This window comes from Streptomyces sp. NPDC050433 (assembly GCF_044458565.1).
GTDB lineage: Bacteria > Actinomycetota > Actinomycetes > Streptomycetales > Streptomycetaceae > Streptomyces.
This window is the reverse complement of sequence record NZ_JBITIB010000030.1, coordinates 95,687-107,428: the sequence shown is the minus strand read 5'-3', so window position 1 is coordinate 107,428 and position 11,742 is coordinate 95,687. Positions and strand designations below refer to the sequence as shown.

The following is an 11,742-nucleotide window of genomic DNA, read 5'->3' as shown; positions in this document are numbered from 1 at the left end:
AACGAGAACCCCAAGCCGTTCACATGGACCAAGAGCGCCGACGAAATCCTCAACTCGTTAGCGAAATATATCGCCAGGATTTCAGGCGCAGGACATTAGGTGTTCTGTCCACGGAGGTTGGTGACAGTGATCACGGTGGGGTGATCTTGAACGAGTGAGGGCCTTCCGGGTTTCCCACCGTCCACCGCGTCCTGACCCGCCACCGGCTGGCCTACCCGACCCACCTGGACCGCGCGACCGGCCGCACGATCCGGCGCTACGAGCACACCGCCCCAGGCGACCTGGTCCACGTCGACATCAAGAAACCCGGGAGCATCCCCAACGGCGGCGGCCACAAGGTCCTCGGCCGGGCCGTCGGCCGCAAAACCACGCCAGCGCCGGCACGAGCTTCCTACACAACGCCGTCGACGACCACTCCCGCCTGGCCTACAGCGAGATCCTCACCGACGAGAAGAAGGAAACCGCCGTCGAGTTCTGGCAGCGCGCGCACCCTTCGCTGTCCGGCGGCGTGAAGGCGTTGGATACGTCGCCCTGGACGACGAACGAACCGGATGCGGTCCGGTAGACGTTCGGGCAGTCGTCCTTCCCGCAGTTGCCGTTTCCGTTGCCGGTGAGCCGGGTCAGTTCCTCGCGCGCCATGCTGAAACCCCCTTGCGTGTGGCTCCTGTTGGGGCCCTCGGGAACGACGGTACGGACGTGCCCGCCCCGGGTCCACGCGGCAACGCGAATATTCGCGTAGTCGGGTACACGGCTGCCCCGGGCTCGGCCGCGCTGCCTCAAGCGGGCCCCTGTAGTGCTCTTCGGGCCAGGCTTGACCCGCCAGGCCCCAGAGAAACAAGAAGAGCCCCTGGCGGCTGCCAAGGGCTCCGTACGATGCTCAGCCGAGGTCAGCTGAGCTTGGTCACGTCGAGCCGACCCAATCTGTGTGCTTCACGAATCTTCTTCTTGTCGAACTTGCCGACGCTCGTCTTCGGCACCGACTCCACCACCGACCACCGCTCCGGCAGCTGCCACTTGGCGATGCTGCCGGCCAGGAAGGTCCTCAGCGACTCGTAGTCGGCGTTCGCACCGTCCTTCAACACCACTGTCGCGAGGGGCCGTTCGCCCCACTTCTCGTCGGGCACGGCGACGACCGCGGCCTCGGCGACATCCGGATGCGCCATGAGCGCGTTCTCCAGCTCCACGCTGGAGATCCACTCACCGCCGGACTTGATGACGTCCTTCGCGCGGTCGGTGAGGGTGAGATAGCCGTCGGGGCTGATGACACCCACGTCGCCCGTCTTCAGCCAGCCGTCGTCGCTGAACTTGTCCTCGGGCCTGAGCGGTTCGGCGTCGGAACCGCCGTAGTACGCGGCGGCGATCCACGCCCCGCGTACCTCGAGCTCACCGGCCGACTCGTTGTCCCACGGCAGCGTGTCGCCGCCGGGACCGGTCAGCCGCGCCTCGACGCCGACCGGGAAGCGGCCCTGCGTTATGCGGTACGGCCACTCCTCCTCGGCGGTGAGACCTGCGGGCGGGTTGGACGTCGTACCGAGCGGCGAGGTCTCCGTCATACCCCAGGCGTGGCAGAGCCGTACGCCGAGCTTGTCGTACGCCTCCATCAGCGCGGGCGGACAGGCGGAACCGCCGATCGTGACGCGGACCATGGACGACAGATCGCGCGGTTTGGCGGTGACCTCGGCGAGCAGCCCCTGCCAGATCGTCGGCACGGCGGCGGCGTGCGAGGGCTTCTCGCGCTCGATCATGTCGGCCAGCGGGGCGGGCTGGAGGAAGCGGTCGGGCATCAGCATGCTGATGCCGGTCATGAAGGTGGCGTGCGGCAGGCCCCAGGCGTTCACATGGAACTGCGGTACGACGACGAGGGTCGTGTCCTTGTCCGTCAGCCCCATCGACTCGGCCATGTTGACCTGCATGGAGTGCAGATAGATCGAACGGTGCGAGTAGACGACGCCCTTGGGCTCCCCGGTGGTGCCGGAGGTGTAGCACATGGCGGCGGCACTGCGTTCGTCCAGCTCGGGCCAGTCGTACGTGGTGGGGCGGCCGGCGATCAGGTCCTCGTACTCGTGCACCTGGACGCGTCCGCCGGTCGCGGCGACGGCCTGGGCGAGCGGCCCCCGGTCTCCGGGGCCGGAGACGACGACGTGCTCGACGGTCGGCAGATGGGGCAGGAGCGGGGTGAGGAGCGGCAGCAGGGAGCCGTTCGCGAGGACGACGCGGTCGGCGGCGTGGTTGACGATCCAGACCAACTGCTCCGGCGGAAGGCGCAGGTTGAGCGTGTGGAGGACAGCCCCCATGGAGGGAATCGCGAAGTATGCCTCAACATGTTCGGAGTTGTTCCACATGAGAGTGGCGATCCGCTCGTCACCCGTGACACCGAGTTCGTCGCGCAGCGCGCCGGCGAGCTGCGCCGTGCGGGCGCCGATCTCGGCGAAACTGCGACGCTGCGGCTCGCTCTCCCCTGTCCAGGTGGTGACCTGTGACTTCGCGTGGATGGTCATCCCGTGGCGCAGGATGCGGGTCACTGTCAGCGGTACGTCCTGCATGGTGCTCAGCACGGCGTCCTCCCGGTGGGTGCTGGCGCGGGCGCGAGCACTGCGCGACAGCGGCGTGGCATGGCGTGGCCTGGAGTGGCCTGGAGTGGCAGAAAGGCACAAAGGTTGTGCGGAGATTCTGCGCGCATACCACGCGGTATGTCACTACGCGGGAGTGGAAAAGACTCGATGCCGAGCGGGACGGCCCGTCAGCGAAACGGCCCGTCAGCGGACCGGCGCCAACTCCGGGTCCTGGCGCAGCTTCCCGAGCGCGCGCGACACCGCGCTCTTGACCGTACCGACGGAGACCCCCAGCACCTCGGCGGTCTGCACCTCGCTCAGGTCCTCGTAGTAGCGGAGCACCACCATCGCGCGCTGCCGGTCGGGCAGCTTCATCACCGCGCGCCACATGGCGTCGTGGAGCACCTGCTCCTCGGCGGGGTCGGGGGCGGGAAGGCCGGACGGCTCGGGCAGTTCCTCGCAGGCGAACTCGTCGACCTTACGCTTGCGCCACTGCGAGGTACGGGTGTTGACGAGGGCCCGGCGGACGTACCCGTCGAGGGCCCGGTGGTCCTCGATCCGGTCCCAGGCGACATACGTCTTGGTGAGCGCGGTCTGGAGAAGGTCCTCGGCGTCGCTCGGATTGGCGGTGAGCGAGCGAGCTGTCCGCAGCAGCACGGGCCCCCGCGCCCGTACGTACGACGAGAAGGACTTGTAGGACGCGGGTGGATGCGAGTTGGGGTGGTACGGCGGATACGAGACGGCCGTGGAGGCGCTCGTGCAGACGGGCGTGGTCATGGCTCCACGCTAGGAGCGGGCCCCTCTCAGGGGATCGGCCCCAGGTCCCGAAGCTGCGTCCGCCTCAGGGAGTAGGAGTGGTGCTGGGTGCACCTCCTGAAGACGGAGGAGCTGAGCACTCTCGTCAGGGTCGGCCCCCGAGGGGGAGGGTCGCTGTCGATCTTCGGCGGTCCGCGGCGCGGCGGCTGTGCGGCCTTGCGGGAACGGCTCCGAGGCCGAATCCGCAGGTGGGAGCGGTGCGGGCCGCGCGACGGGAGGGCGGGGGTGTCGGAGCCGTACACCTTTGTGAGGAGGGAGAAGCGTGCCGCGGCGTGTACTACCCGCGGTGCCGGGCGTCTACCCGTGGTTGGAGAGCGGGGGCGACGCGCGGGGCGGTTACGGGGGAGGCGCGCGCGGTCGGCAGGGGCGAAACGAGGACGGTCTGCGCGACGGCACCGAAGTACCGTCGCGCAGACCGTCGCTCACCCCTCAGTCAGGCCCCCCGTCGGGCCGCGTGTTACCAGAGGTTGGCGAAGTTCACCGCGATGTTCTCGTTGGACTGGTCGATCACTGTGAGGCCCGAGCCGTTCACATTGGCGGTGTTGTTCTGGTTCGACGCACCCGCGCCGGTCGCCACCTGCTGGGTCGTCGTCGAGTTGCCCGAGTTGTCGTCGCCGACACCACTGCCCACGATCGTGGCCACGCTGGCGTTCGATCCGTCGTCCGCGAAGTCGTCGGCCGACGCCGAGCCGGTGAAGAGAGCCGCGGCGAGAGGCAGAGCGGCGACGGCGGCGAAGACGCGGGCGGTACGGAAGCTTGCCATGTCAGTTCCTCCAGGAACGAGATCTTCTGAACGAGAAGTACGGCTTTTGCCAGGACAGTTGGCCGACCGCCCCGACGTTGTGCTCGACGTCGCGGACCAACAATTGCCCACCGAATCCCCGGCGAACCAGACATGAGCGGGTTATTCCCTCGCAAGCGTGAGGACATGTCGATAAACCCTCTTCACGACATCAACAGGCCAGTTCGGCCGGTATGCACGCGTACAGGTCCCGCCATGACCCTGCCCCCGCAAGGGGTGAAGCGTTTCGGCACACTTTCGGCCAATCTTTCCCACTCCCGTTCTTCGAACATCAGTGCGAACATAGACCCATGGCCATCACCGCCCGGCACACGACCACCCTGGCCCTCGCATACGCCCTCTCAGCAGCCGAAAGCGGGTTCCCCGTCATCCCGCTGTCCCCCAGCAAGCTCCCCGCCCTGCGCTCCCCCCACCGGGACGAGCCAGGTTCCGGAGCCCATCCCTGCCGGGGCGAGTGCGGCCGGGTCGGGCACGGCGTGCACGACGCGACGACCGACCCCGCCGCCGTACGGGCACTGTTCGCCGCCGCGCCCCGGGCGACGGGTTACGGCATCGCCTGCGGACGGGCGCCGCACCACCTGATCGGCATCGACCTGGACGTGACGCCGACGGGGGCGGCCGGTGGACGTCCCGACCCGGCAGACCCCACGCCGGACTCGGTGGCCGCGCTCCAGCAGCTCGCCTTCCAGCACCTGTTCACGCTGCCGGAGACCGTGGTCGTACTCACCCCGAGCGGCGGCCGGCACATATGGCTGTCGGGCCCGGCCGGAATCACGGTCCCCAACTCGGCGGGCCGCCTGGCACCCGGTATCGACGTACGAGGCACGGGCGGCTATCTCGTCGGGCCCGGCTCCGTCACCGCCCGTGGCGCGTACCGCCTCGCCCCCGGCTCGGCCGCACTCACTCCGGCGCCCTGCCCGCGCGCCCTGCTGCGCCTGCTCACGCCCCCCGAGCGCGGTCGCCACTCGGGGCCGGGAGGACACCGGGGCCGGCCGGCGCAGGGCCACGGCCTGGTGCAGTTCGTACTCGCCGCGCACGCGGGTCAGCGCAACACCCGGCTGTTCTGGGCGGCCTGCCGGGCGTACGAGCACGGCTTCGGCGACTCGCTCGCGGAGAGGCTCGTCGACGCCGCCGTACGCACGGGGCTGACCGAACACGAGGCGCGCGCCACGATCGCCTCGGCGTCACGCCTGACGGCAGGGCCGGCGTAGAGGGCTCTGGGGGCTGTGCGGGCTCTGAGGCTCAGCGGGAAGGGGCGTCCACCGGCCTGTGGCCGGCGAACCCACCCACCGCGTCCACTGATGACGCCTACCGCACGTCGATGCTCAACACAGCTTTGTTGTTGGTCTTGTTGAGGTCGTAGACCGGGTCGATGTCGTAGTTCGAGGTGGCCTTGACCACCCCGGACGTGTCGGCCGGACGCCCCTTGTCGATCTTCAGGACGATGGCGAACGCCTCGATCTCCCCGACGTCCAGGGTGTAGTCGTCCTCCTGGCAGACGTACTTCGGGTGCCCCGGTTCCGAAGGCCCGGTCGGCCCGTCGATCCCGAACGGCCTGCACTCCTCGGGGACTTCGACGGCCTTCGTGCCCTTGGGGATGTTCACCAGGAGCGCCGGGTGGTCGTCGCTCACGTTGTTCTGGATCCAGCCCGGTCCGTCGTTGCGGATCGAGGGCGTGACGATGACCTTGCTGCCGGGCTTCCCCGCGGCCTCGTCCCCCGTCGCGACGAGATCGGCCGAGTTGTCGGTGTCCAGCGCGAGCCGGCGGTGGGCCTGGTCGTAGCCCTCGCCCGGACCTTCGCCGGTGCGGCTCGTGCCGTACTCGACGACCTCCATCAGCGCTTTCTTCAGCGCCTTGAACTTCACCGGCACCGTGTAGCTCTCACCGGGCGCGATGCCGACGTCCAGCTCGCACACGGCCTGCCTGATCTTGTCACCGACCGTCGAGTACGCACAGCCGTCGACGGGCTCTGTGAAGGCCAGCCCGCGCGTGAGCCGCAGCCGGAAGGTGACACCGTCGGTGGCGGCGGTGCCGTTGTTGGTGAGGGTGACGGAGTCCTTGCGGACCTCGCCGGGGCTGAGCTGATTCCCCGACAGCTCAGACACGGTCAGATCCGGCGCGATGGGCTCGTCCGCGTATGCGCCGGGCGCGAGGGCGAGCGGCAGCGCGGCGGCAACCGCGGCTGCGGCCAGGGCTGTTGAGGTCAGGCGCGGTCTGTGCGGTCGGTCCGGTCGGTCCGGTCGGCGCGACAGGCGGTGCAAGCGCGGTGGGCGTGTGTGATGGCGCACGGTGAGTCTCCTCGTACGTACTCGAACGTATTCCGCTGGTCATCTGCTAGACACCGGAATTCCAGACGTGGTTGTGCGTCGAGATGTGGAGGAACGATGACCGGCCGACCGGTCCGGCTCCCCGTCCCACCCCACTCACATTGCCGACAACCGGCAACAATCAGCACCCCTGAAATGCACACCTCCCCCGTGTCGCTTCCCACTGTCACCACCGCACAATGCGCGGGTGACTCCCGCGAAGACCCTTCCGCGTAACCGCACGGCGATGCGCCGCGCCGCGGTGATCGGCTCCCTGTGCGCACTGGTGGCGGCGTGGCTGCTGCTGGTCAACGTGCGCGGCGAACTCGCCGAGGAACGCGCCTTCCGGGCCGCCGTCAGCTGCGACTCGGGCGACGACTGCCTGCGTACGACGGCGGCGCGGGTCGACCGGACCGAGCGCGTGGAGGGCAAGAAGACGGCGTCGTACTTCCTGTACGTCACCGAGGCGGACGGTACGTCCAGCAGTCCGCGTCTGTGGGGCGACGCCCCGGAGCCGCCGACGGCCTGGGCGGGAACGCGTGTCGAGGTCACGTACTGGCGGGGCCAGATCCGCTACGTCGACTTCGACTCCGACACCGGCGTCGACACGGGCTCCGACACCGGCTCCGACACCGGCTCCGGCCGCCACTACACGACGGCGGACCCGCGCGGCGACTACAAGCCCTTCGGCGCCTTCGGCCTCGCCCTCGGCTCCTTCAGCCTGGGCTTCCTGTGGATCTGGTACTGGTGGGCCCGGCACTCCCAGGTCTCGGCCAAGGCCGCCCCCTGGCAGCTCGGCGTCCCGCTGGTGGGTTCGCTCTTCCTCACCATGTTCGGCGCGGGTGCGCCGCTGGTCACCGACGAGTTCGGCGCGGCACTCCAGCTCTTCGCCCTGGGCGCACTGGTGACGCTGGTGGCCTCCTTGTCGGCCGCCGTCATCCTGGCCCGCCGCCAGGGCGGCGACGACACGATCACCATGACGCCGACGCCTCCCACCGAGGACCATGTCTTCGCGGCCCGGATCGTGGGCGAAGTCCCGTACGCGACCCTGGGCCCGGGCTTCCTGGTGGCCGGCCCCACATCACTGGCGTCCTCCCCGGACCACACGGGCGCCACGTTCCGCCGGCCGATCCCCACCACCCTGACCGCTGTCCGCGTCCGCCCGCCGTACTGGAGGGACCCCGACCACCTCGACTACGGCAGCAAGGCGGTGGTGCTGGAGTGCGAGGACGGAGGCGTACCGGTGCTCGTGGTCGCGGACAAGAAGAACATGCCCTGGCTCCTGGCCACGCTCCAACGGACCCCGTGAGGTCCCCCCGTCCACGTAGGCATCGTTGCTCGACAGAAGAACTCGTGTTCCACTGAATGTTTTCTGGCACATCGGTCGCCGGTCATCCGCTCCGGGCGGGAGAGCTCTTCAGTGGGGGGTCCGTGAGTGAAGGCCTGGGGTTCGAGGAGCTCCTCAAAGAGGACGGCTTCTTCGCGCACTTGTTCGGGCGATCACCTTCGGGTGCCGACCGGAAGGCGCTGTACGGCCCCGACCTTCCCGTGGTGCTGCTCACCGGTGGCCCCGGCATGGGCAAGGGGCGGCTGCTGCGCGCGGTGCGGGACGGTTTCGCCACCAAGGTGCCGGTGATCCATCTGGACTGCGGTTCGCCGGTGTACGCGGACCGGGCGGCGCCGGAGCCCGGCGCCCGCTCGGACATGACCGAGGCCCTGGTCGAGGTCGCCCAGCGGCTGTGCACCTGGCAGGGGACGGGCGGCTCGTTCACCTTCCCCCGTCTCTTCACGGGCCTCGCGATGATCGCCACCGGCGTCTCGGAGGGCACCCCCGCGGCGGTCGCGACGGAGGTCGAACGGTACGAGGCACTGCCCCAGAGACCGCGCCTCCGCGGGCTGGGGCCGGGCGAATTCGGGCGGGGCCTGCTCCCGGGAACCATCCGGAACCTGCTGATGACTCTGGCCGGGCAGACTCTCGACCCGTACTCGGCGGCGATGACCAACGCGCTGCTGGACGCCCTCTTCGAACGCCTGGCACCCCGCGGCAGGGCGGAACTGGAGCGTATCTACGGCGCGTATCCCAGCGCGGGCGGTCAACCCAAGTTCGGGCTGCGCGATCTCGCCGGCGACTTCCGGGCCGGCGGCGACGACCGGGAGCTCGCGGAGAGCTTCCTCTTCCGGGCGCTGCGCGAGGACCTGGAGGCGGCGTACGCCGGGGCGGCCGGCTGGCTGCGCCGGGTCGGCCGGCCGGGGCTGCTGCTGGACCGGGCCGAGTCGCCCCTGGGCGAGCGGCTGCTGCGCGGCGTACTCACCGACCGCCGGGGCGGGCAGCGCGACCGCGTGGTGATCGCGGGCACGGCGCGCCGGGCGGACGGCGGCGCCTTCCTGCACGGGGGGCTGCCGCCGGAGGAGGCGGTGGCCCCGGCCGAGTTCCGGCCCGCCGACGGCGGCGCCCCCCAGTGGTCCCGGCGCACGGTCACGGGAGCGGACCAGGCGCCGTTGGCCGACGGGGTACTTCTGCTGCGCATGCCTGTTCTCACCGGCGACCAGCTACGCGCGGAGACCGCGCGAAGACAGCAGCGTACGGAGCCGGAGGGCGGCGCGAACCGCCGCCGTATCGACTCCGCCGTGGCACGGCTGAGCGGCGGACGGCCGCACATGGTGCTCCGGCTGGCCGCCGCTGCCGCCGCCTTCCGCATGCCGGCGGACGCCAATGACCGGGACGTACTGGACGCCTCGCTGCGGCTCCCGGGCGACAGCGGCCCCGAACAGCCGGTGGCGGACGTGCTGCTGCGGGAGCTGGTCCTGGAGCAACTGCCGGTGCAGTTACCGGACAGGCACCACGACCAGTGGCTCGGTCTGCTGACCCACCTGTCGGTGGCGCACGACGAGGAATGCGCGGACGTCCTGCTTCGCCATCATCAGGCGGGCCGCGTCCATCACTTGACGGTGCATCAGGTGACACAGCTGCTCATCGACACCGGGTGGCCCAGCTGCGAACGGCATTTCATAGGGGACTTCGGGCTGCGCCAGCTGCTGGTGCACCGGCTGTACGGCCTGCGCCCCGGCGGTGCCGCCTGGTACGCGGACCACCATCTGCTGCGGGACCACTACGCGGGACGTGCGGCCGACGAAGGGGCGCCGGACGGTGGGGCGTTCCGTTCGGTCATGGCGCATCGGATGAACCACCACCTGGTGTCCGGCGGCGTCGACGATGTGGTCGGCCATCTGGCCGCCACACTGCCCGGTCGGCCCCGCGAGTGGTGCGCGGAGCTGCTGGAGGTCGCCCAGGCGCCGTATCCGGGCGGGGCGGACGGCCGGCGGGAACGTGCTGAGGGCCTGGTGGCCGCGGACGGACCCGCGCTGCGCCGCACGGTCGACCAGTTGCTGAACGCGGTGTGGCTGTGCGAGGAGCGGACCAGGCCGACCGGAAAGGAGACGGCCGACACCCTGGCCACGTTGCTGGGCCGTCTCTCGATCATGGACTTCGACGGCGCGGGACTGCTCAGCAGGACGGCCACGGAGTGGAGCGACCTGGCGAAGAACGAGCAGCCCTTGCTGCGCTGCACCTGTACCCAACGGCTCGGGCGACGGAGGTAACGGGGATGCCCAGGTGGAAGAAGATCCTCTACGCCGTACTGGGCGTGGCGGCGGTCGTGGCGCTCGGCTTGACCATCGGCTATCTCGTCCAGAAACCGGACACCTGCACCGACGGGATCGAGCGGATCGGCGGTGAGTGCATCGGCGTCGACGGCGCGGCCTACGACTTCGGCACACCCGAGATCGCCGACGTGGCCCGTGCCATCTCCCGCGAGAACGAGAGGATCGACGATCAGCCGCACGTCACGGTGGCGATGATGTTGCCGCTCCAGTCGGACAGGGCGGCGCTGCGCCGGCAGATGCGCAGCGACCTCCAGGGCGCGTATCTGGGGCAGCGGCAGGCCAACGAGGGCGAGGGGGAACCGCCGAAGATCCGTCTGGTGCTGGCCAATCCCGGACGGAACTACGAGCACCAGAAGAGGGTCGTGGACACCCTTCTGCGGATGGCCGACTCGCCCAAGGACCGGCTGCGCGCCGTCACGGGCTTCAACCTCAGCCTCGATACGACAGAGGCGGCCGTCAAGCGTCTGACGCAGCACAAGATCCCGGTGCTTGGCTCCCGGATCACCGGGGACCGGATCGCGAACGAGGAAGCGGCGGACGGGATCGTACAACAGCGGTTCCCCGGCCTGGCCCGGATCATCCCCACCAACCACGACGCGGCCCGGGCGCTGGCCAACTTCAACGGCGACCGGGGCCGGGAGAACCTCAGGACGGTACTGGTCTACGACAAGCGCCCCGACAGGTACAACGAGTCTCTGGCGAAGGCGTTCAGCGGGATCGAGGAGGAGGGTCCCGTCGGTCCCGCCCCGATGCCCTTCGAGTCCCCCGCGATCGACGAGGCGGGCTCGACCGGCAACCAGTTCACCCAGCTGGCCAACAACCTCTGCGACTCCCGGGCCGACATGATCTATTTCGCGGGGCGCACGCTGCACCTGCGGATCTTCGCGCTCAAACTCGCCCAAGTGGGCTGCGAGGACCGGCACTACACCATCGTCAGCGGTTCCGACGCCGCCTCGCTGCGTCAGGACATGTCGGAGAAGGACTGGGCGCGGCTGCGCGGCGAGGACGGCCGGGCGAAGGTGACGGTGCAGTATGCCGCCCCCGCGCACCCGGACGCCTGGCGGACCGAGCTGGTCCGCTGGAACAAGGAGTGGGACGCGGCCCGCGACCGCGAGCCGACCGAGGAGGAGCTGCCCCAGTACCTCACCGAGCCCCAGGCGGCACTGAACACCCTGATGAACCGGATCGAGACCACGCGAGGCGACGGGACGAGCCTCGGCTCCACCCCGAACCTGGAGGACTCCCGGACGATGCTCGTGTACGACGGGCTCATCTCGATCGGCAAGGCTCTGCGCCAGGCGCAGAGCGGCGGCACCGCGGCGGTGCCCAGCCGTGAGGACGTCGGCAGGCAGTGGTCGCTGCTCCAGTCCCGCCACCGCGTGCAGGGCACGAGCGGCCTGATATGCCTGACCAGCGGCGGAAACCCGTACGACAAGCCCGTCGCGGTCGTCGAACTGGATCCGGGCCTCAAGGGCCCCGGCAAGCTGAGGTTCGTCGGCCTGGGGTGGCCCACCGGCCGGGAGCAGCCGAAGAACTGCGTGATTCCCAGCAGCACTTCCTGACGATGTGCCCTGTGTCGGGTGACCTTCGCTCAGAGGTCAC

9 protein-coding genes and 1 pseudogene are annotated in these 11,742 nt (G+C 69.9%); 5 read left to right on the top strand and 5 right to left on the bottom strand.

Annotation, left to right across the window (positions count from 1 at the left end; translation table 11 throughout):
- Positions 1-176: 176 nt before the first annotated feature.
- Positions 177-490 (top strand): annotated as a pseudogene (locus ACIBLA_RS30285) (IS481 family transposase); the annotation flags it as partial.
- Here ACIBLA_RS30285 and ACIBLA_RS30280 read toward each other — a convergent pair.
- The 4 genes from ACIBLA_RS30280 to ACIBLA_RS30265 all read right to left on the bottom strand — a co-directional run bounded on the left by ACIBLA_RS30280 (position 427) and on the right by ACIBLA_RS30265 (position 4,131).
- Entirely contained in the window at positions 427-639 is a 213-nt protein-coding gene (locus ACIBLA_RS30280) for a hypothetical protein (RefSeq protein ID WP_399200466.1), read from the bottom strand. The pseudogene ACIBLA_RS30285 and the gene ACIBLA_RS30280 overlap by 64 nt on opposite strands.
- Before the next feature lie 248 nt (positions 640-887).
- Complete coding sequence (locus ACIBLA_RS30275; RefSeq protein WP_399200465.1) at positions 888-2,555, bottom strand: long-chain fatty acid--CoA ligase; 1,668 nt, start codon at positions 2,553-2,555, stop codon at positions 888-890.
- Between the two features lie 201 nt (positions 2,556-2,756).
- On the bottom strand, positions 2,757-3,329 hold the full coding sequence (locus tag ACIBLA_RS30270; protein WP_363239973.1) for a SigE family RNA polymerase sigma factor: 573 nt from the start codon (positions 3,327-3,329) through the stop codon (positions 2,757-2,759).
- Positions 3,330-3,825: 496 nt separating this feature from the next.
- Positions 3,826-4,131, bottom strand: a complete 306-nt coding sequence (locus ACIBLA_RS30265; protein WP_363239974.1) for a hypothetical protein — start codon at positions 4,129-4,131, stop codon at positions 3,826-3,828.
- A 329-nt stretch (positions 4,132-4,460) separates the two neighbouring features.
- Here ACIBLA_RS30265 and ACIBLA_RS30260 point away from each other — a divergent pair, with 329 nt between their 5' ends.
- Positions 4,461-5,381: a bifunctional DNA primase/polymerase gene (locus ACIBLA_RS30260; RefSeq protein ID WP_363239975.1), complete on the top strand. Its 921-nt coding sequence runs from the start codon at positions 4,461-4,463 to the stop codon at positions 5,379-5,381.
- 97 nt (positions 5,382-5,478) lie between these two features.
- On the opposite strand, the gene ACIBLA_RS30255 is transcribed toward ACIBLA_RS30260, so the two are convergent.
- Positions 5,479-6,276, bottom strand: coding sequence for a hypothetical protein (locus tag ACIBLA_RS30255; protein WP_363239977.1), 798 nt, complete (start codon positions 6,274-6,276; stop codon positions 5,479-5,481).
- Positions 6,277-6,685: 409 nt separating this feature from the next.
- Between ACIBLA_RS30255 and ACIBLA_RS30250 the strand changes: the two genes are divergently transcribed.
- The 3 genes from ACIBLA_RS30250 to ACIBLA_RS30240 all read left to right on the top strand — a co-directional run bounded on the left by ACIBLA_RS30250 (position 6,686) and on the right by ACIBLA_RS30240 (position 11,702).
- The gene (locus ACIBLA_RS30250; RefSeq protein ID WP_399200464.1) at positions 6,686-7,786 is read left to right on the top strand and encodes a hypothetical protein; all 1,101 of its coding nucleotides are present in this window, start codon (positions 6,686-6,688) and stop codon (positions 7,784-7,786) included.
- Positions 7,787-7,908: 122 nt separating this feature from the next.
- Entirely contained in the window at positions 7,909-10,077 is a 2,169-nt protein-coding gene (locus tag ACIBLA_RS30245; protein ID WP_399200463.1) for a hypothetical protein, read from the top strand.
- 5 nt (positions 10,078-10,082) lie between these two features.
- Entirely contained in the window at positions 10,083-11,702 is a 1,620-nt protein-coding gene (locus ACIBLA_RS30240) for an ABC transporter substrate-binding protein (RefSeq protein ID WP_399200462.1), read from the top strand.
- Positions 11,703-11,742 lie beyond the last annotated feature (40 nt).